The sequence below is a fragment of the Streptomyces sp. JL2001 genome (assembly GCF_050917515.1).
In the GTDB taxonomy this organism is placed as follows: domain Bacteria; phylum Actinomycetota; class Actinomycetes; order Streptomycetales; family Streptomycetaceae; genus Streptomyces.
In genome coordinates, this window is sequence record NZ_CP169421.1 from 4845571 (window position 1) to 4867519 (window position 21949).

A 21949-nucleotide genomic window follows, 5' to 3' on the forward strand; every position below is an offset into this window, starting at 1 on the left:
CGGTTGCATCGGTGGTGGATCGCTCTCCCCGGCCACCGCAGGGCGGTGCCGTCGGTCGAGCGACTCTACGACGGTGGATGCCCGAGAGGAACCGTTGGTAAGCGTGACCTAACCCACGGTGCCGGTGCACGGGGGGCGCACGGAGTCACCGAATCCGCCAACCGGCCGCCAGGGTGCGCCGGTTGCCTGTTCGGATGGCGTTCGGATGGCGTTCGGTATCCGGAAAGGCGCTCCTGCATAGTGCAGTTGGCCTGTTCAAGTCAAGATCTGTCTTTTCTCTCTTAACTCCGGTCGAATGTCGTCACTTGTGACGCGCGACCCCGCCCGCGGACACCCCACCTCAGGTCCGCGGACATCGGGCGCCGGGGAGGACAACATCAAGTGACCAACAGACGACGGGCGATCAGAGCGTCCGCAGTCGTCGTGGCGCTCGCGGCTACCGCCGCCACCGCCTCGACCTTCACGACCGCCTGGGCGGGCAGCAACGCCCAGGCGAACCCTGCCGACGTGCGGCAGGACCCGGCACCGGGCAACGGTGCGGACAAGACCAAGGTCGACCACGACCTCGACGGTCCGTTCAGCAAGCAGCAGGAGGCGCAGCGCAAGGCCGCCCTCGAGCAGGTGCTGAGCGGCGAGTCCAAGGTCGAGCGCCGCGGCGGTTCCCAGGTCGTCAAGCTCGACAGCAAGAAGTACGTCGAGCTGGGCCGCGAGAAGACCGACAAGATCTTCACGATCCTGGTCGAGTTCGGCGACAAGGTCGACACCAGCACGCTGGTGAACCGCGCCGACGACGACACGGACGAGCTGAAGCCGAAGTTCGGCGGCACGCCCGGCCCCCTGCACAACCAGATAGCCGCGCCGGACCGTGCGAACGACAACTCCACGGCCTGGCAGAAGGACTACAACCAGAAGCACTTCCAGGACCTGTACTTCGGCACCGGCAAGGACGCCAAGGGACAGCCCAAGCAGTCGCTGAAGACCTACTACGAGAAGACCTCGTCCGGCCGGTACTCGGTCGACGGCGGCGTCTCCGACTGGGTCAAGGTCGAGTACAACGAGGCCCGCTACGGCTCGAACTACTGCGGCCAGAGCAACTGCGCCAACGTCTGGGACGCCGTCCGCGACGGTGTCACGGCGTGGACCGCGGACCAGAAGGCCAAGGGCCGTACCGACGCCCAGATCAAGGCCGACCTGGCGCAGTACGACCAGTGGGACCGGTACGACTTCGACGCCGACGGCAACTTCAACGAGGCCGACGGCTACATCGACCACTTCCAGATCGTCCACGCGGGCGAGGACGAGTCGGCGGGCGGCGGCGTCCAGGCGACCGACGCCCTGTGGGCCCACCGCTGGTACGCCTACGGCACCAACGCGGGCAAGACCGGTCCGGCGAACAACAAGGCCGGCGGTACCCAGATCGGTGACACCGGCATCTGGGTCGGCGACTACACGATGCAGCCCGAGAACGGCGGCCTCGGCGTCTTCGCCCACGAGTACGGTCACGACCTCGGTCTGCCGGACCACTACGACACCGCGGGCGGCGAGAACTCCACGGGCTTCTGGACGCTGATGTCGTCCGGTTCGTGGCTCGGCACCGGCAAGGACGCGATCGGCGACCTGCCCGGCGACATGAACGCCTGGGACAAGCTGCAGCTCGGCTGGCTCAACTACACCAAGGTGAGCAACACCCAGCGCGGCAAGAAGAGCACCCACACCCTGGGCGTCTCCGAGTACAACACCAAGAACCCGCAGGCGCTCGTCGTCGAGCTGCCGAAGAAGCAGGTCACCACCGAGGTCGTGCAGCCCGCCGAGGGCGCCACGCAGTGGTGGAGCAACATGGGTGACGACCTCAAGAACACCCTGACCCGCTCCGTCGACCTGACCGGCAAGACCTCGGCCTCCCTGGCGCTCCAGGGCTGGTACGACATCGAGCTGGACTACGACTACCTCTACACCGAGGTGTCGACGGACGGCGGCGCCAACTGGACGGCCCTCGACGGCACCGCCGACGGCAAGGCCATCCCGCGTGACGCGAGCGGCGCCCCGGCGCTGACCGACGTCTCGGGTGCGCACAAGAGCCTCGTCTACTCGCTGGACGCCTACGCGGGGAAGAAGTTCGACCTCCGCTTCCGCTACCAGACGGACGGCGGCGCGGGCGGCAAGGGCTTCACGGCCGACGCCATCACCCTCACCGCCGACGGTGCGCCCGTCTTCGCCGACAACGCCGAGAACGGTGACAACGGCTGGGTCGCCAAGGGCTTCTCGCGCGTCGGCAAGGGCTTCACGAAGGAGTACGAGCAGTACTACCTCGCGGAGAACCGCCAGTACGTCTCCTACGACGCGACCCTCAAGGTCGGCCCGTACAACTTCGGTTTCACGGGTGACAAGTCGAGCTGGGTCGAGCACTACCCGTACCAGAACGGCCTGCTGATCTGGCTGTGGGACACCTCGCAGAAGGACAACAACACCTCGGTCCACCCGGGCCAGGGTCTCGTCCTTCCGATCGACGCCCACCCGACGCCGCTGAAGTGGACGGACGGCACCCTGCTGCGCAACCGCATCCAGGCGTACGACTCCACCTTCGGCTTCGCCCGGACCGACGGCATCACGCTGCACAAGGCCGACGTCGCGGTGAAGATCAAGTCGCAGGCCGGCAACCCGGTCTTCGACGACCGCAAGGGCACGTACTGGTTCAAGGAGACCGAGCGGGCCGGTGTCCAGGTAACTGACACCAACACCAAGATCGCGGTCGTCAAGGAGCCGAAGAACGGCCAGACGATCACCGTCCAGGTGGGTCCGTCGACGAAGTAGTTCGTATCGTCGCAGGTCAAACCATGATCGGCCGTCGCCCTCTAGCGGGCGGCGGCCGATCGTGTTTAGGTGCGTCAGACGGATTTCTTATTGACAGTGGTTCACGGGGGAGTGGTCTCGGCATGCCCGGTGGAGGGTTCTGCAAGTTGCCAGGTGGGAGTGTCGTCGTCGCGATAGGGCTGCCCAGCCCGGCCGGCGACGGTGCCATGGTCCGCTTCCTGGTCCACGCCTCGAACCGGTCCCGCGCCCTGACCAGGCTGCGGAACCTGGGGCTGCGCGCGGTGTACCTCCGGGGGAACGCCGAGCCGCCGACCCCGGACGAGATCACGGCGGTGCTGCACCACCCGGAGGGCCTGCTCTGGAGATCCAACCCGGGCACGGCCCAGGAGCTGTGGCACCCGGTACGGTCCCTGCCGACCGCGAGCTGAGGGCCGTCCCGGAAGATCCCGCCCGGCTCGCGGGGCCCCGGTACGCACGAGCGCGGGACGCCCGGCGGTCAGACCGTCGGCGTCCCGGTCAGCCCGACCCCGGCGGCGCGCAGCTCGCCCAGCGCCTTCTCGGTCGTCTCCTTGGCCACCCCCGCGGTCAGGTCCAGCAGGACCTGCACCCGGAACCCCTCGCGCGCGGCGTCCAGCGCCGTGGCCCGCACACAGTGGTCGGTGGCGATCCCGACCACGTCGACCTCGCTCACCTCCCGCTCCCGCAGCCATTGCGCCAGCGTCATGCCGTTCTCGTCGCGCCCCTCGAAGCCGCTGTACGCCGCCTCGTACGCGCCCTTGTCGAACACCGCCTCGATGGCGCCGGAGGCGACCGCCGGAGCGAAGTTCGGATGGAAGCCGACGCCCTCCGTGCCCGCGACGCAGTGCACGGGCCAGGAGGTGACGTAGTCCGGCTCCTGGCCCGCCGGGGCGAAGTGGTCGCCCGGGTCCACGTGGTGGTCGCGGGTCGCCACCACGTGCTGGTACGCCGCACCCGCCGCCTCGCCGACCAGGTCGGTGATGGCGGCGGCGACGTCCGCGCCCCCCGTCACCGCGAGGCTGCCGCCCTCGCAGAAGTCGTTCTGAACGTCCACAACGATCAATGCGCGGTGCATGGCGGGTGTCCTTAGCCGGTGGGTGGGAGGAGGTGTCGGCGGGTGGGGCGAGGGGCGGGTTCGAGCCTAGAGACTTCCCCGCCCCTTCGGGAGGGGGCGTTCCGTCGCGGCGCGCGCGGATCGCTACACGTACTCCGTCGGGAGCACCGGCTCGCCGCGCGACAGCTGGATCGCCGACATCGGCAGCCCGGCCCGGGCCGCGATGTGCCGCGACCTGGCCGCCTCCAGCGGTTCGCGGGCCACCACGTCGCCGCCCTTGACCAGCTCCACCAGCAGCCGGTTGTCGGCGAGCTCCGGCGGGACCGCGCCGGTGCCGATGACCTCGGTCTCGGCGATCCCGTCCGCGTCCGTCCGCCGCGCCGCCCACTTGCGACCGCCGATGGACGACTTGCCGCCCACGGACTTCTTCGCGACGGCCGTCAGCGGCGCCTTCGGGTCGGCCGAGGTGGCACGGGCGACCAGCTTGTAGACCATCGAGCAGGTCGGGTGCCCGCTGCCGGTGACCAGCTGGGTGCCGACACCGTAGGCGTCGACCGGCGCGGCGGCCAGCGAGGCGATGGCGTACTCGTCCAGGTCGGAGGTCACCACGATCTTGGTGTCACGGGCCCCCAGCTCGTCGAGCTGCGCCCGCACCCGGTGCGCCACGAGGAGCAGGTCGCCGGAGTCGATCCGTACGGCCCCGAGCTCCGGCCCGGCGACCTCGACGGCGGTGCGGACGGCCTCGGCGACGTCGAAGGTGTCGACGAGCAGGGTCGTCCCCCGGCCGAGCGAGTCGACCTGGGCGCGGAAGGCGTCCCGCTCGCTGTCGTGCAGCAGGGTGAAGGCGTGCGCGGAGGTGCCGACGGTCGGGATGCCGTAGCGGAAGCCCGCCGCCAGGTCGGAGGTGGAGTCGAAACCGCCCACGTAGGCGGCCCGGGAGGAGGCGACGGCGGCCAGCTCGTGGGTGCGCCGCGCGCCCATCTCGATCAGCCGCCGGCCGCTCGCGGCCGCCGACATCCGGGAGGCCGCGGCCGCGATGGCCGAGTCGTGGTTGAGGATCGACAGGATCACGGTCTCCAGCAGCACGCACTCGGCGAAGCTGCCCTCGACCCGCAGGATCGGCGAGCCGGGGAAGTACACCTCGCCCTCGGGGTAGCCCCAGATGTCGCCGGAGAAGCGGTAGCCCGCGAGCCACTCGAGCGTGGGCTCGTCGACGATGCCCTGTTCGCGCAGGAAGCCGAGGACGGCCGGGTCGAACCGGAAGTTCTCGACGGCGTCCAGGACGCGTCCGGTGCCGGCCACCACCCCGTAGCGCCGCCCCTCGGGCAGCCGCCGGGTGAAGACCTCGAAGACGGAGCGCCGGTCGGCGGTGCCGGCCCGGAGGGCCGCCTGGAGCATGGTCAGCTCGTACTGGTCGGTGAAGAGCGCGGTCGACGGCACGTCCACCGGGAGCCCAAGGTCCGCAGCGTTCATGTCAGCGATGCTACCCCGAATACTCGTCAGAGTGACGATTTCTAGGGACGCGCCCCTGACCCGTTTGTGCGACAGGCCACGGAGAGTGGCAGCATGGGGTGAGTGAGCGTCGCGCCTATTGAGATCGAACAGACGGAATCGGCTGAAGAGACCTTCGCCGTCGTCGAGCCGGACGTCCCGTGGGTCACCCTCGTCCACAACGACCCGGTCAACCTGATGAGCTATGTGACCTACGTCTTCCAGACGTACTTCGGTTACTCCAAGGACAAGGCGCACAAGCTGATGCTCGACGTGCACCACAAGGGCCGCGCGGTGGTCTCCAGCGGCACCCGCGAGGAGATGGAACGGGACGTGCAGGCGATGCACGGCTACGGACTGTGGGCGACCCTCACCCAGGACCGCGGCTGATGGCCGGCCGGTTCGAGGCGCTGCCCGGCGGCGGCGCGGCCGTCGCGCTCGACGAGGTCGAGGTCTCCATCCTCCGCTCCCTCGCCGTCCAGCTCATGGAGCTGATCGGACCGGGCGACGAGCCCGTCGAGGGCGAGGACCCGCTCGCCGCGCTCTTCGCCGAGGGCCCGAGCGAGCCCCCGTCCGATCCCGCCCTCAAGCGGCTCTTCCCCGACGCCTACGGCGACGCGGACGAGGAGCAGCGGGCGGCGGCGGCCGACTTCCGCCGCTACACCGAGAACGACCTGCGGGCCCGCAAGCGCGAGGACGCCCTGAAGGTCGTCCGCAGCCTGGACACCCTCACCCCGGTCGGCGAGGGCGGGGCCGTCCTCAAGCTGACGGCTGACGAGTCGCGGGCCTGGCTCGGCGCGATCAACGACCTGCGGCTGACCATCGGGACCCGCCTGGAGGTCACCGACGAGGACGGGGGAGAGGGGCTGTACCGGCTCCCGGACTCCGACCCGCGCAAGCCGATGGTGATGGCGTACCTGTGGCTGGGCGCGCTCCAGGAGTCGCTCGTCGAGACGCTGATGCCGTAGGCGCCCCCGGGGGAGCCCGCCTGGCGCGGCGCTCCCGGGCGCTCCCCGGCGGTCCATGTCCTGCCCCGGCCGCCACCGGCCGTCCCGTCGGTCCGAAGCGGGGCCGACGGGACGCTTCCGGCCCCCCGCACGAGCCTCTTCCGTTCGCTCAGCGGACGCTCAAATCCGGATAACGAATACGTCACCAAAGTGTTCTAGCTTGCCGTGTTGAGTCCTCTTCGTCCGCTTCTTCCTGTGGCGTGCGCCACAGTAGTGCCCGTCGATCGACGTTTCACGCGTGATAAATCTTCACGACCGCCCGGGGACGCCACCCCTGTCCCCGGGGGCGCTCGAGCCGGCTGACCGCCGGTAGCACTCCATTCCACATCCGGGGGGATCAGGACCTGATCCGCGGCCAGACGCAGTCGGCGCGGATCAGCATGGAGAAAGGCGCACCACCATGACCTCAGTGCAGGTCGACAAGCAGCACGACGGCACCGACGGGGCCGTGGGCGGCGGCGAGGGCTACCAGCGTGGCCTCGGCGCCCGGCAGATCCAGATGATCGCCATCGGCGGTGCCATCGGCACCGGACTCTTCCTCGGCGCGGGCAAGGCCATCTCCAAGGCCGGCCCCAGCCTGATCCTGGCCTACGCCATCGCGGGCCTGGTCATCTTCTTCATCATGCGGGCCCTGGGCGAACTGCTCATGTACCGCCCGGTGTCGGGCTCCTTCTCGGAGTACGCCCGCGAGTTCGTCGGCCCCTTCTGGGGGTACGTGACCGGCTGGACGTACTGGCTCTTCTGGGTCGTCACCGGCATCACCGAGGTCACCGCGGCCGCCAAGTACATGGCGTTCTGGACACACGGGAGTTTCCCGCAGTGGGCCTTCGCGCTGATCTTCACCGTCATCCTCTACGGCGCGAACCTGATCTCCGTGAAGCTCTTCGGTGAGCTCGAGTTCTGGTTCTCGATGGTCAAGGTCACCGCGATCGTCGGCATGATCCTCATCTGCGCCGGCATCCTCACCATCGGCTTCTCCGACGCGGCCGAGACCGCCTCCGTGGCGAACCTCTGGAACGACGGCGGCTTCTTCCCCAAGGGCCTCGGCGGCACGCTGATGACCCTGCAGATCGTGATGTTCGCCTTCCTCGCGGTCGAGCTGGTCGGCGTCACCGCCGGCGAGTCCAAGGACCCCAAGACCGTCCTGCCCAAGGCGATCAACACCGTCCCGTGGCGCATCGCCGTCTTCTACGTCGGCGCCCTCATCATGATCCTCTCGGTCGTGCCGTGGTCGGAGTTCCAGCCGGGCGTCTCCCCGTTCGTCGCCGCCTTCGAGAAGATGGGCCTCGGCATCGGCGCCGCCATCGTCAACTTCGTGGTGCTGACCGCCGCCCTGTCGTCCTGCAACTCGGGCATGTACTCCACCGGCCGGATGCTGCGCGACCTCGCGCTGAACGGCCAGGGGCCGAAGTTCCTCACCAAGCTCACCGCCAACGGCGTCCCGCTGCTCGGCACGACGGTCTCCGCCGCGCTGATGCTGGTCGGCGTGTGGATCAACTACGTGGCGCCGGGCAAGGCCTTCGACTACGTCGTCTCCTTCGCCACCATCTCCGGCATGTGGGCCTGGATCATGATCCTGGTCTGCCAGATCCGCTACCGCGCCAAGGCGAACCGCGGCGAGCTGCCCGAGTCCGGCTTCAAGGCCCCGGGCGCCCCGTTCACCAGCTGGTTCGCGCTCGCCTTCATCGGCATGGTCATCGTGATGATGGGAATCGACCCCGACTCCCGCGTCGCGCTGTGGCCCGGCGCGCCGGTGTGGGCCCTGATCATGGGCGTCTCGTACCTCGTGCTGAAGGCCCGCAACCCGCAGGGCGCGGCGTTCGTCAAGCGCTCCTGATCTCCGCCGTCTCGGCATTCGGGCCGTCGCGTACCACTCCTCGGTACGCGGCGGCCCGCCCGCTTATCCTGTCGACCATGCTGACCATCACCCGGGCCCTGTACGACCAGATCGTGGAACACTCCCGCGCGGACCACCCCGACGAGGCCTGCGGCGTGGTCGCGGGCCCGGCCGGCACCGGCCGCCCCGAGCGCTTCATCCCGATGCTGAACGCCGCGCGCTCGCCCACGTTCTACGAGTTCGACTCGGCCGACCTGCTGAAGCTGTACCGCGAGATGGACGACCGGGACGAGGAGCCCGTGGTCATCTACCACTCGCACACGGCGACCGAGGCCTACCCGTCCCGCACGGACATCTCCTACGCGAACGAGCCCGCCGCCCACTACGTGCTCGTCTCCACCGCGGACACGGACGACGCCGGCCCCTTCCAGTTCCGCTCCTTCACCATCGTCGAAGGCGTCGTCACCGAGGAAGAGGTCCAGGTCGTCGAGGCGTACGCGCAGACCCCCGGAGCCTGAAGCGCCTCAGCCCTCCGCACGCCGACGACGTGATGAGAGACTGACCGGACATCAGGGCGGCAGGACCCAGGAAGCCGGTGCGAATCCGGCACGGTCCCGCCACTGTGACCGGCTCCCGCCCCGGGAGCCGGAAGCCAGGAACTGACCTGCCGCCTTCTCACCACCGACCGGGGACGTGGAAATCCCCGTCAGGAGGCACGTCCGTGTTGACCCGGCGCCGTTCACCGCTGCCCGCCCTCGTCCTTCTCCCGCTGCTCGCCGCCTGCTCCGCGCCCGCCGCGCAGCAGCCCCCGGACCCGAAGGCCGCCCCGGGATTCCCCTACACCGTCGCCAACTGCGGTGTGCAGACCACCTACCAGGCCCCGCCGCGACGTGCCGTGACGATGAACCAGCACGTCACCGAGGTCATGCTGGCCCTCGGCCTGGAGAAGTCCCTCGTCGGCACCGCCTACCTCGACGACCGCGTCCTGCCCGCCTACAAGAAGGCGTACGACTCCGTCCCGGTGCTCGCGAAGGAGTACCCGTCGAAGGAGGCGCTGCTCGCCGCCGGCCCCGACTTCGTGTACGGCGGCTACGCCTCCGCCTTCGACGCCAAGGCCGGCCGCGGCCGCGACGACCTCAAGGCCGCGGGCATCAGCACCCGGCTGAACACGGAGTACTGCCCCTCCGGCGCCTCCTCGCTCACCGACCTCTACCGGGAGGTCGACGAGGTCGCCCGCACCTTCGGCGTCCCCGAACGCGGCCGGAAGTGGACCGCCGAGGCCCGCAAGACCGTCGCCGCCACCGAACGCCGCCTGAAGGACGTGCCCCCCGTCTCCGTCTTCGTCTACGACAGCGGCGACAAGACCGCGTTCACGGCCGGCGGCACCGGCATCGGCAACGAACTGATCACCCGCGCCGGCGGCCGCAACGTCTTCGCCGACCTCGCCAAGCCCTTCGGCGACGCGACCTGGGAACAGGTCGTCGCCCGCCGGCCCGACGTGATCGTCATCTACGACTACGGCTCCACCACCGTCGAACAGAAGAAGAAGCGCCTGCTGGAGGACCCCGCCCTCCGCGACGTCCCGGCGATCAGGAACCAGCGCTTCGCCGTCATGCCGCTCTCGGACACGGTCCTCGGCGTCCGCGTCCCCGCCGCCGTCGACAAGCTCGCCGCCCAGCTCCACCCGGACCGGTGACCGCGCCCCCGAAGGGGGACGCCCGGCAGCCCGCGCACCCGCCCCTCCGGGTGGGCGCGCGGGCCGCCGCACGCCCACCCGCCGCCGCCCCCGTCCCGTACGGGCTCGTCGTCGCCGGCCTCCTCGCCGCCCTCGCGTGCGCCGTCGTCGCCGGGGTCGCGCTCGGATCCGTGACCATCCCCGTCGCCGAGGTCACCCGCATCCTCACCGGCGACGCCGCCCCGTCCCCGTTCCGCACCATCGTCCTCGACGTCCGGCTGCCCCGCGTCCTGCTCGGCGCGGTCGTCGGCGCCGGCCTCGCCGTCGTCGGCACCGTCCTGCAGGCACTGGTCCGCAACCGCCTCGCCGACCCCTTCCTCCTCGGGATCTCCTCCGGGGCGTCCACCGGCGCCGTCCTCGTCCTGGTCCTCGGCATCGGCAGCGGCGCCGGCATCACCTCGACGCTCGCCCTGCCCGCCGGCGCCTTCGCCGGCGCCCTGCTCGCCCTGGTCCTCGTCTACGCGCTGGCCCGCCGCGGCTCCACCATGACCGGAGCCCGGCTCGTCCTCGCCGGCGTCGCCGTCTCCTACATCCTGTCCGCGCTGACCACCCTGCTCCTGGTGCTCGCCGGGCGGCCCGAGCACTTCCAGGAGGCGATGTTCTGGTCCCTCGGCGGCCTCGGCAGCGCCCGCTGGGACACCCTCCTGCTGCCCGCCGCCGCCCTCGCCGTCGGCGTCGGCGCGCTGCTCACCCTCGCCCGCCCGCTCGACCTCCTCCTCGTCGGCGAGGAGGGCGCGACCGTCCTCGGCCTGGACACGGCCCGCTTCCGCGCCGCCGTCTTCGTCCTGGCCTCGCTCGTCACCGCCGTCATGGTCGCGGCCAGCGGAGCCGTCGGCTTCGTCGGGCTGATGGTCCCCCACGCCGCCCGGATGGCCGTCGGCGCCCCGCACCGCCGCCTCCTCCCGGTGGCCGCGCTCGGCGGCGCGCTCGCCCTGGTCCTCGCCGACCTCGCCGCCCGGACCGTCGCCGCGCCCCAGGACATCCCCGTCGGCGTCCTCACCGCCCTCACCGGCGGCCCGTTCTTCCTCTGGCTGATGCGCCGCCGCCCGGAAGGGAGCCCGCTGTGACCGAACTGCGCACCGAGGCACTGTCGTACGGGACACGGCTGCGGGCCGTCGACGTACACGCCCGCCCCGGCGAGACCGTCGGCCTCGTCGGCCCCAACGGCAGCGGCAAGACCACCCTCCTGCGCTGCGTCTACGGCACCCTGCGGCCCACCTCGGGCCGGGCGCTGCTCGACGGCGACGACCTGCACGCCCTCACCCCGAAGGCCCGCGCCCGCCGGATCGCCACCGTCCCGCAGGACGCCTCGACCGAGTTCGAGCTGACCGTCCGTGAACTCGTCGCCCTCGGCCGCTCCCCGCACAAGCGCTTCTGGGAGGGCGACACCGGCGACGACCTGGAACGGGCCGAGGCCGCCCTCGCCCGGGTCGGCATCGCGGACCTCGCGCAGCGCCCGTACCCCGGCCTCTCCGGCGGCGAACGCCAGCGGGCCCTGGTCGCCAGGGCCCTCGTCCAGGACCCCGCCCTGCTGGTCCTCGACGAGCCGACCAACCACCTCGACATCCGCTACCAGCTGGAAGTCCTCTCGCTCGTACGCGACTTGGGCACCACCAACCTGCTCGCCCTGCACGACCTCAACCTCGCCGCGGCCTACTGCGACCGGCTCTACGTCCTGCAGGACGGCCGGATCGTCACCCACGGGCCGCCCGCGGAGGTCCTCACCCCCGGCCTGCTCGCGGGCGTCTACGGCGTGGACGCCGAGGTCGTCCCGCACCCCGTCACCGGCACCCCGACCGTCCTCTACCTCCCGGCCGGGCACCCCGCGTCCACCAGCCGAGCATGAGATGTCCGTCATGTGAGATCACATTCCGGAACCCGGACCGGGAATCGATACGATGACCGCATGGTTTCCCATGACGTGAGCGAACAGACGCCGGGCACACACCTGCCCGCCCCGGTCGCTGACGCTCCCTTCGCCTCCGCGTTCCTCGGAGTCTTCGGAGGCGGAGCGGCGCGACTGCACGTCGACCTGTGCCGCGTCGCCGGCGCGACCTGTACGTCCCGCGCTGCGCTCTGACCCGACGAGAACCCGGCCCGAGCGCACATCCCCGCACCACCCCCTCCGCGCGGGGGCCCCAGCCGCGCGCCCACCACGCCCGTTCCCGACAGGAGCCCACGCCATGGCCATCGAGGTCCGCATCCCGACCATCCTCCGCACCTACACCGACGGCGCCAAGGCCGTCGAGGGCAGCGGTGAGACCCTCGCCGAGCTCTTCGCCGACCTGGAGTCCCGCCACACCGGGATCGAGGCCCGCATCGTGGACGGCGGCACCCTGCGCCGCTTCGTCAACGTCTACCTGAACGACGAGGACGTCCGCTTCCTGGACGGCATCGACACCAAGCTCACCGACGGCGACAACGTCACGATCCTGCCGGCCGTCGCCGGCGGCATGGTCTGATCCACATGCGTTACGACTCCCCGCTGGCGGCCGTCGGCAACACGCCGCTGGTCCGCCTGCCCCGGCTCTCGCCCTCGGACGACGTCCGCATCTGGGCGAAGCTGGAGGACCGCAACCCCACCGGCTCCGTCAAGGACCGCCCCGCGCTCCACATGATCGAGCAGGCGGAGAAGGCGGGCCGGCTCACCCCCGGCTGCACGATCCTCGAACCGACCTCGGGGAACACGGGGATCTCCCTGGCCATGGCGGCGAAGCTCAAGGGCTACAAGATCGTCTGCGTCATGCCGGAGAACACCAGCGAGGAGCGCCGACAGCTGCTCGCCATGTGGGGTGCCGAGATCATCTCGTCCCCCGCGGCGGGCGGGTCGAACACGGCGGTACGGGTCGCCAAGGAACTCGCGGCCGAGAACCCCACCTGGGTGATGCTCTACCAGTACGGGAACCCGGACAACGCGGGCGCCCACTACGCCACCACCGGCCCCGAGATCCTCGCCGACCTGCCGTCCATCACCCACTTCGTGGCCGGCCTCGGCACCACCGGCACCCTCATGGGCGTCGGCCGCTACCTCCGCGAACACAAGCCGGACGTCAAGATCGTCGCCGCCGAGCCGCGCTACGACGACCTGGTCTACGGCCTGCGGAACCTGGACGAGGGCTTCGTGCCGGAGCTCTACGACGCCTCCGTCCTCACCACCCGCTTCTCGGTCGGCTCGGCCGACGCCGTGACCCGGACCCGGGACCTCCTCCAGCAGGAGGGCATCTTCGCCGGCGTCTCGACCGGCGCCGCCCTCCACGCGGCCATCGGCGTCGGCCGCAAGGCGCTCAAGGCCGGCGAGAGCGCCGACATCGCCTTCGTCGTCGCGGACGGCGGCTGGAAGTACCTCTCGACCGGCCTCTACACGGCGGCGACGACCGAAGAGGCCATCGAGACCGTCCAGGGCCAGCTCTGGGCCTGAGCCCCACCCGCACCCCCCGTCACGAGAGATGGCGGACCTGGTCCCAGACCACCGGGTCCGCCGTTCCCACTCTCCGGCGGAAACCGCCCACCGCGACCTGACGCAGCTCGTCCGTCTCCAGGAAGCTCGGCCGCCCCCGCGCGTCACCCACCGCACCCGGCGGCAGCGCGATCACACCGGGCCGCTCGTCGTGGTACTTGCTCGTGATCTTCGCGACCAGCGCCCGGTCGCCCTTCAGCGACAGCACCAGACACGGCCGGTCCTTCGAACCGGGCCCGTCCTCGTAGGGCACCTCCGCCCACCAGATCTCCCCCGGCCGGGGAAGCGAACCGGGCCGGCGCCCCGGCGCCCTGCCCGGCGGCCGGCCCCGCCCACCGGGACCCCGCCCACCGGGACCCCGCGCACCGGGACCCCGCGCACCGGGACGCCGGGCCGCGCGCCTGCGGCCGTCCGCCAGCGCCACGGCCAGTCCGATCACCAGAACGGCGACCAGCGCCGGCCACCAGGACATGTCCATACCGCATGACGTTACCGGCGGCCCGTCTCCCGCGCCCTGCCGCCCCAGGTCCATCCGAACCGGTGACAGCGCCCGTGAGTTCGCACACAACGCACCACTGCGGAGGAGCGACGGGCACTCACGCACCGTACGCTCGACAGATCGCACGACCTCCCCCTCAGCGACTGTCCCGCACCCGTCCACGGACGCCCTTCCACGGAGGTTCACGCTCCATGAAGCTCACCGTCGTCGGCTGCTCCGGGTCGTTCCCGTCCGCGGATTCGGCCTGTTCGAGCTACCTCGTCGAGGCCGACGGCTTCCGGTTGCTTCTCGACATGGGCAACGGCGCCCTGGGCGAGCTGCAACGCCACATCGGTCTGTACGACCTCGACGCCATCTTCCTCAGCCACCTCCACGCCGACCACTGCATCGACATGTGCGGCTACTTCGTCGCCCGCTACTACCGCCACGACGGCGGCCGCTGCGACGCGATCCCGGTCTTCGCCCCCGAGGGCGCCGAGCAGCGCCTGACCACCGCGTACGCCGACACCCCCTCGGACAAGGCGATGAGCGAGGTCTTCGACTTCCGGACCCTGACCTCGGGCTCCTTCGACCTCGGCCCGTTCCGGGTGCGCACGGAGAAGGTCGTCCACCCCGTCGACGCGTTCGGCATCCGCCTGGAGCACGAGGGCCGCTCCCTCACCTACTCCGGTGACACGGGCGTCTGCGACGCGCTCCACGAACTCGCGGACGGCACGGACCTGTTCCTGTGCGAGGCCTCCTTCACCCACGGCAAGGAGGACATCCCGGCGCTCCACCTGAACGGCCGGGAAGCGGGCGCCGAGGCGGCCCGCTCCTCGGTGGGCCGGCTGGTGCTCACCCACATCCCGCCGTGGACGGACGGGGAGCTGAACCTGGCGGACGCGCGGGCGGTCTTCTCCGGCCCGGTGGAGCTGGCGCACCCGGGCGCGGTCTACGAGCTCTGATCCCGCGGCCCTCCGCGCCGGCCCCGCACACGGCCCGCGGCGGAGCGGCGGGTGCGGCGACCGGCGCGCACGGAACGGCGAGGCCGGGCACAGGACGGCGAAGGCCCCCGGGACCAGGACGGTTCCGGGGGCCTTCGTACGAGGTCACGCGAGGCCTACGCCTTGGTGAGGTCCTCGACCTCCTCGTCGGGCTCGCGGCCCGGCGTCGGCAGGTTGAACTTCTGGATCGCGAAGCGGAAGACCACGTAGTAGACCACCGCGAAGACCAGACCGATCGGGATGATCATCCACGGCTTGGTGGCGAGGTTCCAGTTCAGGCCGTAGTCGATGAGGCCGGCGGAGAAGGTGAAGCCGGCGTGCACGCCCAGGGCCCAGGTGACGGCCATCGATATCGCGGTCAGCACGGCGTGGATCGCGTAGAGGGCCGGCGCGATGAACATGAACGAGAACTCGATCGGCTCGGTCACACCGGTGACGAAGGAGGTCAGCGCGAGGGAGACCATCATGCCCATGACGGCCTTGCGGCGCTCCGGGCGGGCGGAGTGCGCGATGGCCAGGGCGGCGGCCGGGAGGCCGAACATCATGATCGGGAAGAAGCCGGACATGAACAGACCGGCGCTCGGGTCACCCGCGAAGAAGCGGTTCAGGTCGCCGTGGACGACCTCGCCGGCGGCGTTGGTGAAGTCGCCGATCTGGAACCAGGAGACGGTGTTCACGAACTGGTGCATGCCGACCGGGATCAGCGCGCGGTTGATGAGGCCGAAGAGGCCGGCGCCGCCGGAGCCGAGGCCCGTCATCCACTCGCCGAAGCTGGAGATGCCGTTGCCGATGGGCTCCCAGACCAGGCCGAACAGGACGCCGACGGCGGTGCCGACGAAGGCCATGATGATCGGGACGAGGCGGCGGCCGTTGAAGAAGCCGAGCCAGTCGACCAGCTTGGTGCGGTGGTACCGCTGCCACAGCACCGCGGCCAGCAGACCCATGAGGATGCCGCCGAGGACACCCGGGTTGTTGAAGGTCGCCGCGACGTCGACGCCCTTGTTCTCGGTCGTGTTGACCACGGCCTCGGTCACCGGGAACGCCTTCAGGACGTTCGCGTAGACGAGGAAGCCCACCAGCGCGGCGAGCGCGGTGGAGCCGTCGGCCTTCTTGGCGAAGCCGATGGCCACGCCGATGCAGAAGAGCATCGGCAGGTTGTCGAAGACCGCGCCGCCTGCGGTGGCGAACACCGAGGCGACCTTGTCCCAGCCGAGGCCGTCGGCGCCGAAGACGTCCGGCTGGCCGAGGCGGAGCAGCAGACCGGCAGCCGGCAGCACGGCGATCGGCAGCTGCAGGCTGCGACCGACCTTCTGCAGGCCCTGGAACAGGCCGGATCCGCGCTTCTTCGCGGGAGCGGCGGCCTGGGCGGTGGCCGTACTCATCAACTTCCTCCAGTAAGGCAAGGCGCCGCCAGAGGACAGTGAAAGGGGGCGACGGCGGCGTCTCGTGGAACGCGGTGGTCTGGACCGCGTGGTCTACACCAATGAGTGGTGTAGACCAGTTGTAGCACGTGTGACTTAGATAAGGAACCTTCGAATTTTGTGGGCTGAGCCATAGCCGGACATGGACGGCAAAAGGCCCCCGGACCATGAGGTCCGGGGGCCTGGCGCGGCTCCGCGAAAGGGGACGAAAGCCCCGGCTCCGCAGGGGGAGGCGGCCCCTACGCCTTGGTCACGTCCTGCTCCATCTGCTCCGCCACCTCATCCGGCTCGCGGCCGGGCGTCGGCAGGTCGAACTTGGTGATCGCGAAGCGGAAGATCACGTAGTACACGGCCGCGAACGCGAGACCGATCGGAATGATCAGCCAGGGCTTCGTCGCGAGATTCCAGTTGATCACGTAGTCGATCAGACCGGCCGAGAAGCTGAAGCCGTCCCTCACGCCGAACGCCCAGGTCACGGCCATCGAGACGCCCGTGAGGACGGCGTGGATCGCGTACAGCGCCGGCGCGATGAAGAGGAACGAGTACTCGATCGGCTCGGTGATGCCGGTGACGAACGACGTCAGCGCCACCGAGAGCATCAGGCCGCCGACCTCCTTGCGGCGGTGCGGCCGCGCGCAGTGCGTGATCGCCAGCGCCGCCGCCGGCAGGGCGAACATCATGATCGGGAAGAAGCCCGTCAGGAACTGACCGGCGTCCGGGTCGCCGGCCAGGAACATGGGGATGTCGCCGTGGACCGTCGTGCCGTCCGGCTTGGTGTACGTGCCGAACTGGAACCAGATCGGCACGTTGAGGAACTGGTGCAGGCCGATCACCAGCAGCGCGCGGTTCGCCAGACCGAAGATCCCCGAACCCCACGAACCGAGGCCCACCAGCCAGTCGCTGAAGTTCTCCAGCCCGTCGCCGATCGGCGGCCACACCCACAGACACAGCGACGCGAAGGCGATCGCCACGAACGTCATGATGATCGGCACCAGCCGGCGGCCGTTGAAGAAGCCCAGCCAGTCCACCAGCCTCACCCGGTGGTACCGCTGCCAGAACCACGCCGCGAGCAGTCCGATGACGATGCCGCCGAAGACACCCGGATTCTGGTACGTGTACCCGCTGAACGCCTGCTCGGGAGCGAGGCAGCCGCCGTTGATGTCCACCGTGCCCTCCGGGCACGTCTCGGGGAACTGGCGCAGCACGTTGTAGTAGACGAGGAAGCCGACCGTCGCCGCGAGCGCGGTCGAGCCGTCCGCCTTCTTGGCCATGCCGATCGCCACGCCGATGCAGAACAGCAGGGGCAGGCCCAGGTTGCCGTCGAGCAGCGCGCCGCCCGCGCCCGCCATCACCTTGGCGACGTTGTCCCAGCCCAGGCCGTCGGCGCCGAACACGTCGGGCTGACCGAGGCGGTTCAGGATGCCGGCCGCCGGGAGCACGGCGATGGGCAGCTGCAGGCTGCGGCCCATCTTCTGGAGCCCCTGGAAGGCGCTGCCCCAGAACGGCTTCCTCGCAGGTGCTGGTGCTGCGGCGCTGTCGCTGCTCATCCGCATCCTCCCTCGGCCGGAACCGGTCGCCCCGACGGTCGTTGCACACTGGTGTAGACCAGTTGCGATAGGCTCTCGGAGCCCGCTGCGGGCAGGGCGCCGGTGATCGTCATCATTCGGTAGAAGGCGGTTGCCCGCTCGCGAAGTTGGGCCAACCGTGGGTTACCGTGACAAAGCGGACCTTCGGTGCGCCGAGACTCACGTTCTCCGAACGGAACGGACAGGGAGAAACACATGGCCAGCAAGGCTGAGAAGATCGTCGCCGGGCTCGGCGGCATCGACAACATCGAAGAGGTCGAGGGCTGCATCACCCGACTCCGCACCGAGGTCATCGACCCCACCAAGGTCGACGAAGCCGCACTCAAGGCAGCCGGCGCCCACGGCGTCGTCAAGATGGGCACCGCGATCCAGGTCGTCATCGGCACCGACGCCGACCCCATCGCCGCCGACATCGAAGACATGATGTGACACCCGCTCACCACCGAGCCGAGCCCACCCGAGCCCAGCCCGCACCCCACGCCGGCCCCCCTCGCACCGCTCACCCGCTCACCTGAAAGAGGGCCCGCTCCCACACCGGAACGGGCCCTCCTTCCTGTGCGGCTAGGCTCCCCCCATGTCTCGAATCGACGGCCGTACCCCCGAACAGCTCCGCCCCGTCACCATCGAACGCGGATGGAGCAAGCACGCCGAGGGCTCCGTCCTCATCTCCTTCGGTGACACCAAGGTCTTCTGCACCGCCTCCGTCACCGAAGGCGTCCCGCGCTGGCGCAAGGGCAGCGGCGAAGGCTGGATCACCGGCGAGTACTCCATGCTCCCCCGCGCCACCAACACCCGCGGCGACCGCGAATCCGTCCGCGGCAAGATCGGCGGCCGCACCCACGAGATCTCCCGCCTCATCGGCCGCTCCCTGCGCGCCGTCGTCGACTACAAAGCCCTCGGCGAGAACACCATCGTCCTCGACTGCGACGTCCTCCAGGCCGACGGCGGCACCCGCACCGCCGCCATCACCGGCGCCTACGTCGCCCTCGCCGACGCCATCACCTGGGCCCAGGCCAAGAAGCTCGTCAAGCCCGGCCGCAAGCCCCTCACCGGCACCGTCGCCGCCGTCTCCGTCGGCATCGTCGACGGCACCCCCCTCCTCGACCTCCGCTACGAAGAGGACGTCCGCGCCGAGACCGACATGAACGTCGTCTGCACCGGCGACGGCCGCTTCGTCGAAGTCCAGGGCACCGCCGAAGCCGAGCCCTTCGACCGCAAGGAACTCAACGCCCTCCTCGACCTCGCCTCCGGCGGCTGCGCCGAACTCGCCGAGATCCAGCGCCAGGCACTCGAAGGAACTCTCTGAGCCACGAAGGCGTCATTGACAACACGGGCGCACGGCCAGAACCGTGCGCCCGTTCCGTACCCAGGGGAGGACCCGACTTGAAGCGCCGACTCGCACTCGCCGTGGCCACAGCCGCCGCACTCACCAGCCTCGTCGGCTGCGGAGCCCTCGACAAGGCACTGGACTGCGTCCAGACCGCCGACGCGATCGCCACCAGCGTCGACAAGCTCCAGCAGGCCGTCTCGAACGCCTCCAACGACCCCACCCAGCTCAACGAGGCGCTCAACGACATATCCACCGAACTCGGCAACCTCAAGGACACCACCGACAACGCCGACCTCTCCAAGGCCGTCGACGACCTCACCAAGGGCGTCGACTCCGTCCGCACCGCCGTCAACAACGGCGACACCACCCCGGACATCAAGCCCATCACCGACGCCGCCACCGAGATCGGCAAGGTCTGCACCCCCGGTTAGCCCACGAACCACCGCGGGCGGCCCGGACCCGATAATCGAGGACATGACCCGCCTCATCCTCGCCACCCGCAACGCCGGGAAGATCACCGAACTCCACGCGATCCTCGCCGACGCAGGACTCACCCACGAACTCGTCGGCGCGGACGCGTACCCGGAGATCCCCGACACCAAGGAGACCGGCGTCACCTTCGCCGAGAACGCCCTCCTCAAGGCCCACGCCCTCGCCCAGGCCACCGGCCTGCCCGCCGTCGCCGACGACTCCGGCCTCTGCGTCGACGTCCTCAACGGCGCCCCCGGCATCTTCTCCGCCCGCTGGGCCGGCACCCACGGCGACGACCGCGCCAACCTCGACCTGCTCCTCGCCCAGATCGCCGACATCGACACCCCCCACCGCGGCGCCCACTTCGCCTGCGCGGCCGCGCTCGCCCTCCCGGACGGCACGGAACGCGTCGTCGAGGGCACGATGCCCGGCACCCTGCGCTTCGCCCCGGTCGGCACGAACGGCTTCGGCTACGACCCGATCCTCCAGCCGGAGGGCCACGAGGTGACCTGCGCGCAGCTGACGCCGGCGGAGAAGAACGCGATCAGCCACCGCGGCAAGGCGTTCCGGGCGCTGGTGCCGGTGGTGCGGGAGTTGTTGGGCTGAGGGGGGTGCGGAAAAGGCCGCGACCTTCGAACCTGGGATTCGAAGGTCGCGATGGGTGCGGTCGGAGGGATTCGAACCCTCACGGGTGTTACCCCACTGGGACCTAAACCCAGAGTGTCTGCCATTCCACCACGACCGCTCGCCGCCTGCCATGGTAGCGGGCACCCGCCCGCGGCCGCCCGGGTGTTGTTACCGGGCGGTCCGCCGGCCGCCTCCCCGGCACCAGGTGCTCGTGATCGCGTGGCAGTTCGGGCAGAGGAGCCGCAGGTTGTCGGCGCGGTCGTCACTCCAGTCGCCGTTGATGTGGTCGACCTCCAGAGTCATCGGCCTTCCGTGCCACACCGGGCCGGTGCCGCAGTGCGCGCATCGCTCCGGGACCCCGAGCTCGGCAAGAGCGCGGCGCAGGTGGGACGACCGGGTCCTGCGCCTGCCCTCGTGCTTCACCAGCATGCTCCCGGCGCCGAGACGTGGCGTGGTGCCCGGCCCGCCGCGCCGGTGCGCCACCCCCAGGAAGTGCCCGGTGGCCAGGCCGTCTTCGGCGATCCACCGTTTCAGGGTCGCCCGCTGGTGGGTGTTGTCCGGTCGGCCGAGGAGCCGCAGAGCGCCCGCCAGAGAGACGGAGCGGGCGACGGCGTCGCGGAGTTCCTCCGCCGAGGGGCGGGATCCGCGCTTCCGGTAGCCGCTGCGGCGGAGGTGGGAGGCGTCGATGCCGTGGTATGCGAAACGGCGCCACAGGTAGCCGCGCAACTGTCCGTACGGACGGGTGCCGAAGAAGGCGATGACCTCGTCGATGTCCCGGCACCGCGCGGCGGCTTCGAGCAGCCGTTCACGGGTGTAGCGGATCGGCTCGCTCACGAAGTCACGCTCCGGGTCCGGCGCTTGCCTCGTCCTCGATAGGTGTCCGTCGTCGAGTGGCAGTTGGGGCAGAGCAGCCGCAGGTTCTCGACCCGGTTGTTGCGCCAGTCTCCGTCGGCGTGGTCGACCTCCAGGGGGAGCGGGTGTCCCTGCCACAGGGGCCCGGTTCCGCAGAGCGCGCAGCGCTCCGCGACGCCCAGCGCCGTGAGGGCGTGCTTGAGGCGCCTGCTCGACACCCGTCCCGCGTCCGGAGCCTGCTCCCCGAGCATCGGCTCCGGCACCCGGCGACGGGGCACGGGAGCCCCGGACGGAGTCCCGAAGTGCGAGGTGTCGATGCCGTACCGCTTGATCCGCCGACTGATGTGGGCGTGATGGCCGCCCACGACGTCGAGCCCCAGTCGCCGCAGCACGTCGCAGACGCTGGTCGACGCCGCGACCACCGGCTCCAGCACCTCCCGCGTCCACCGCACCCCCTCCCGCTCGAAGTGCGAGGTGTCGACCCCGAGTCGGCGCATGCGGTCGTGGACGTACCGGCGCGAGGTGCTCCCGGGGTCCACCCCCAGCTTCTCCAGCGCCTCCGACAGCGTGCGGGACGACGCGGCCGCCCTCGTCAGGCGCTCCCGTGTGTACGGACTCACCGGCATCCCGGCTCCCCTCCGGTGCTCCGGCCACCTGTTCGTGGCCTCGTACGGAGTAACGAGCCGAATATCGGACGGTCACGTCGGGAACGCGCCGCGGCCCGCCCCGCCGGGTGGGCGGTGCGGGCCGTCGGGTGGGGCGGTGGCCGG

The 21949-nt window shown here is 70.5% G+C and carries 24 protein-coding genes, 1 tRNA gene and 1 riboswitch; of the genes, 17 read left to right on the forward strand and 8 right to left on the reverse strand.

What is annotated here, in order from left to right:
• The first annotated feature begins 381 nt into the window (after positions 1-381).
• Both ACE1OA_RS21580 and ACE1OA_RS21585 read left to right on the forward strand, forming a co-directional pair.
• Positions 382-2811 carry an immune inhibitor A domain-containing protein gene (locus ACE1OA_RS21580; protein WP_384866835.1) on the forward strand — a complete coding sequence of 810 codons (2430 nt, stop codon included), beginning with the start codon at positions 382-384 and terminating at the stop codon, positions 2809-2811.
• Between the two features lie 122 nt (positions 2812-2933).
• Entirely contained in the window at positions 2934-3239 is a 306-nt protein-coding gene (locus tag ACE1OA_RS21585) for a hypothetical protein (RefSeq protein ID WP_356775838.1), read from the forward strand.
• Positions 3240-3307: 68 nt separating this feature from the next.
• Here ACE1OA_RS21585 and ACE1OA_RS21590 read toward each other — a convergent pair whose 3' ends face one another.
• Both ACE1OA_RS21590 and ACE1OA_RS21595 read right to left on the reverse strand, forming a co-directional pair.
• The gene (locus ACE1OA_RS21590) at positions 3308-3904 is read right to left on the reverse strand and encodes an isochorismatase family protein (protein WP_356604914.1); all 597 of its coding nucleotides are present in this window, start codon (positions 3902-3904) and stop codon (positions 3308-3310) included.
• Between the two features lie 123 nt (positions 3905-4027).
• The gene (locus ACE1OA_RS21595) at positions 4028-5356 is read right to left on the reverse strand and encodes a nicotinate phosphoribosyltransferase (protein WP_356775840.1); all 1329 of its coding nucleotides are present in this window, start codon (positions 5354-5356) and stop codon (positions 4028-4030) included.
• Positions 5357-5458: 102 nt separating this feature from the next.
• Between ACE1OA_RS21595 and clpS the strand changes: the two genes are divergently transcribed.
• From clpS to ACE1OA_RS21645, 10 genes are all read left to right on the forward strand, one after another.
• Positions 5459-5764, forward strand: coding sequence for an ATP-dependent Clp protease adapter ClpS (gene clpS / locus ACE1OA_RS21600; protein WP_147978168.1), 306 nt, complete (start codon positions 5459-5461; stop codon positions 5762-5764).
• Positions 5764-6342: a DUF2017 domain-containing protein gene (locus tag ACE1OA_RS21605; protein WP_432753237.1), complete on the forward strand. Its 579-nt coding sequence runs from the start codon at positions 5764-5766 to the stop codon at positions 6340-6342. Before clpS ends, ACE1OA_RS21605 begins: the two co-directional genes overlap by 1 nt.
• Positions 6343-6781: 439 nt before the next feature.
• On the forward strand, positions 6782-8218 hold the full coding sequence (locus tag ACE1OA_RS21610) for an amino acid permease (RefSeq protein WP_356775842.1): 1437 nt from the start codon (positions 6782-6784) through the stop codon (positions 8216-8218).
• A 77-nt stretch (positions 8219-8295) separates the two neighbouring features.
• Positions 8296-8736, forward strand: a complete 441-nt coding sequence (locus ACE1OA_RS21615) for a Mov34/MPN/PAD-1 family protein (RefSeq protein ID WP_147978165.1) — start codon at positions 8296-8298, stop codon at positions 8734-8736.
• 44 nt (positions 8737-8780) lie between these two features.
• Positions 8781-8900, forward strand: a riboswitch (cobalamin riboswitch).
• A 39-nt stretch (positions 8901-8939) separates the two neighbouring features.
• Positions 8940-9914, forward strand: a complete 975-nt coding sequence (locus tag ACE1OA_RS21620; protein WP_432753238.1) for an ABC transporter substrate-binding protein — start codon at positions 8940-8942, stop codon at positions 9912-9914.
• A 50-nt stretch (positions 9915-9964) separates the two neighbouring features.
• On the forward strand, positions 9965-11020 hold the full coding sequence (locus tag ACE1OA_RS21625) for a FecCD family ABC transporter permease (protein WP_432754085.1): 1056 nt from the start codon (positions 9965-9967) through the stop codon (positions 11018-11020).
• The gene (locus ACE1OA_RS21630; protein WP_356604903.1) at positions 11017-11799 is read left to right on the forward strand and encodes an ABC transporter ATP-binding protein; all 783 of its coding nucleotides are present in this window, start codon (positions 11017-11019) and stop codon (positions 11797-11799) included. Before ACE1OA_RS21625 ends, ACE1OA_RS21630 begins: the two co-directional genes overlap by 4 nt.
• Before the next feature lie 60 nt (positions 11800-11859).
• Complete coding sequence (locus tag ACE1OA_RS21635) at positions 11860-12033, forward strand: putative leader peptide (protein ID WP_356604901.1); 174 nt, start codon at positions 11860-11862, stop codon at positions 12031-12033.
• A gap of 103 nt (positions 12034-12136) precedes the next feature.
• Positions 12137-12415, forward strand: a complete 279-nt coding sequence (locus ACE1OA_RS21640; RefSeq protein ID WP_147978162.1) for a MoaD/ThiS family protein — start codon at positions 12137-12139, stop codon at positions 12413-12415.
• Positions 12416-12420: 5 nt separating this feature from the next.
• Positions 12421-13371, forward strand: coding sequence for a PLP-dependent cysteine synthase family protein (locus tag ACE1OA_RS21645; RefSeq protein ID WP_147978161.1), 951 nt, complete (start codon positions 12421-12423; stop codon positions 13369-13371).
• A gap of 19 nt (positions 13372-13390) precedes the next feature.
• Here ACE1OA_RS21645 and ACE1OA_RS21650 read toward each other — a convergent pair whose 3' ends face one another.
• On the reverse strand, positions 13391-13888 hold the full coding sequence (locus tag ACE1OA_RS21650) for a type II toxin-antitoxin system PemK/MazF family toxin (protein WP_432753239.1): 498 nt from the start codon (positions 13886-13888) through the stop codon (positions 13391-13393).
• Between the two features lie 212 nt (positions 13889-14100).
• Here ACE1OA_RS21650 and ACE1OA_RS21655 point away from each other — a divergent pair, with 212 nt between their 5' ends.
• Positions 14101-14853: an MBL fold metallo-hydrolase gene (locus ACE1OA_RS21655; RefSeq protein WP_384866822.1), complete on the forward strand. Its 753-nt coding sequence runs from the start codon at positions 14101-14103 to the stop codon at positions 14851-14853.
• A gap of 155 nt (positions 14854-15008) precedes the next feature.
• Here ACE1OA_RS21655 and ACE1OA_RS21660 read toward each other — a convergent pair whose 3' ends face one another.
• On the reverse strand, positions 15009-16274 hold the full coding sequence (locus tag ACE1OA_RS21660; RefSeq protein WP_356604893.1) for a PTS transporter subunit EIIC: 1266 nt from the start codon (positions 16272-16274) through the stop codon (positions 15009-15011).
• Positions 16275-16552: 278 nt separating this feature from the next.
• Positions 16553-17860: a PTS transporter subunit EIIC gene (locus tag ACE1OA_RS21665; protein WP_356775852.1), complete on the reverse strand. Its 1308-nt coding sequence runs from the start codon at positions 17858-17860 to the stop codon at positions 16553-16555.
• Between the two features lie 234 nt (positions 17861-18094).
• Here ACE1OA_RS21665 and ACE1OA_RS21670 point away from each other — a divergent pair, with 234 nt between their 5' ends.
• From ACE1OA_RS21670 to rdgB, 4 genes are all read left to right on the forward strand, one after another.
• Positions 18095-18328, forward strand: a complete 234-nt coding sequence (locus tag ACE1OA_RS21670; RefSeq protein ID WP_356604889.1) for a PTS glucose/sucrose transporter subunit IIB — start codon at positions 18095-18097, stop codon at positions 18326-18328.
• 145 nt (positions 18329-18473) lie between these two features.
• Positions 18474-19205 (forward strand): ribonuclease PH, encoded by a 732-nt coding sequence (gene rph, locus ACE1OA_RS21675; RefSeq protein WP_356604888.1) that lies wholly within the window; start codon positions 18474-18476, stop codon positions 19203-19205.
• 77 nt (positions 19206-19282) lie between these two features.
• Positions 19283-19660, forward strand: coding sequence for a hypothetical protein (locus ACE1OA_RS21680; RefSeq protein WP_147978155.1), 378 nt, complete (start codon positions 19283-19285; stop codon positions 19658-19660).
• A 43-nt stretch (positions 19661-19703) separates the two neighbouring features.
• The gene (rdgB, locus tag ACE1OA_RS21685; protein WP_356604884.1) at positions 19704-20306 is read left to right on the forward strand and encodes an RdgB/HAM1 family non-canonical purine NTP pyrophosphatase; all 603 of its coding nucleotides are present in this window, start codon (positions 19704-19706) and stop codon (positions 20304-20306) included.
• Positions 20307-20362: 56 nt separating this feature from the next.
• Here the strand turns inward: rdgB and ACE1OA_RS21690 are convergent.
• From ACE1OA_RS21690 to ACE1OA_RS21700, 3 genes are all read right to left on the reverse strand, one after another.
• Positions 20363-20445, reverse strand: a tRNA-Leu gene (locus tag ACE1OA_RS21690).
• A gap of 50 nt (positions 20446-20495) precedes the next feature.
• Positions 20496-21161: an HNH endonuclease gene (locus ACE1OA_RS21695; RefSeq protein ID WP_384866819.1), complete on the reverse strand. Its 666-nt coding sequence runs from the start codon at positions 21159-21161 to the stop codon at positions 20496-20498.
• Positions 21158-21805, reverse strand: a complete 648-nt coding sequence (locus ACE1OA_RS21700) for an HNH endonuclease signature motif containing protein (protein ID WP_432753240.1) — start codon at positions 21803-21805, stop codon at positions 21158-21160. Before ACE1OA_RS21700 ends, ACE1OA_RS21695 begins: the two co-directional genes overlap by 4 nt.
• Between the last annotated feature and the right edge of the window lie 144 nt (positions 21806-21949).

Bases quoted from the DNA above. Each gene is read 5' to 3' on its own strand.
- ACE1OA_RS21590 (WP_356604914.1), bottom strand. From the start codon at position 3,904: ATGCACCGCGCATTGATCGTTGTGGACGTTCAGAACGACTTCTGCGAG.
- ACE1OA_RS21655 (WP_384866822.1), top strand. From the start codon at position 14,101: ATGAAGCTCACCGTCGTCGGCTGCTCCGGGTCGTTCCCGTCCGCGGAT.
- ACE1OA_RS21595 (WP_356775840.1), bottom strand. From the start codon at position 5,356: ATGAACGCTGCGGACCTTGGGCTCCCGGTGGACGTGCCGTCGACCGCG.
- ACE1OA_RS21650 (WP_432753239.1), bottom strand. From the start codon at position 13,888: ATGGACATGTCCTGGTGGCCGGCGCTGGTCGCCGTTCTGGTGATCGGA.
- ACE1OA_RS21660 (WP_356604893.1), bottom strand. From the start codon at position 16,274: ATGAGTACGGCCACCGCCCAGGCCGCCGCTCCCGCGAAGAAGCGCGGA.
- ACE1OA_RS21665 (WP_356775852.1), bottom strand. From the start codon at position 17,860: ATGAGCAGCGACAGCGCCGCAGCACCAGCACCTGCGAGGAAGCCGTTC.
- ACE1OA_RS21605 (WP_432753237.1), top strand. From the start codon at position 5,764: ATGGCCGGCCGGTTCGAGGCGCTGCCCGGCGGCGGCGCGGCCGTCGCG.
- ACE1OA_RS21700 (WP_432753240.1), bottom strand. From the start codon at position 21,805: ATGCCGGTGAGTCCGTACACACGGGAGCGCCTGACGAGGGCGGCCGCG.
- ACE1OA_RS21610 (WP_356775842.1), top strand. From the start codon at position 6,782: ATGACCTCAGTGCAGGTCGACAAGCAGCACGACGGCACCGACGGGGCC.
- ACE1OA_RS21640 (WP_147978162.1), top strand. From the start codon at position 12,137: ATGGCCATCGAGGTCCGCATCCCGACCATCCTCCGCACCTACACCGAC.
- ACE1OA_RS21670 (WP_356604889.1), top strand. From the start codon at position 18,095: ATGGCCAGCAAGGCTGAGAAGATCGTCGCCGGGCTCGGCGGCATCGAC.
- rph (WP_356604888.1), top strand. From the start codon at position 18,474: ATGTCTCGAATCGACGGCCGTACCCCCGAACAGCTCCGCCCCGTCACC.
- ACE1OA_RS21585 (WP_356775838.1), top strand. From the start codon at position 2,934: ATGCCCGGTGGAGGGTTCTGCAAGTTGCCAGGTGGGAGTGTCGTCGTC.
- ACE1OA_RS21635 (WP_356604901.1), top strand. From the start codon at position 11,860: ATGGTTTCCCATGACGTGAGCGAACAGACGCCGGGCACACACCTGCCC.
- rdgB (WP_356604884.1), top strand. From the start codon at position 19,704: ATGACCCGCCTCATCCTCGCCACCCGCAACGCCGGGAAGATCACCGAA.
- ACE1OA_RS21645 (WP_147978161.1), top strand. From the start codon at position 12,421: ATGCGTTACGACTCCCCGCTGGCGGCCGTCGGCAACACGCCGCTGGTC.
- ACE1OA_RS21615 (WP_147978165.1), top strand. From the start codon at position 8,296: ATGCTGACCATCACCCGGGCCCTGTACGACCAGATCGTGGAACACTCC.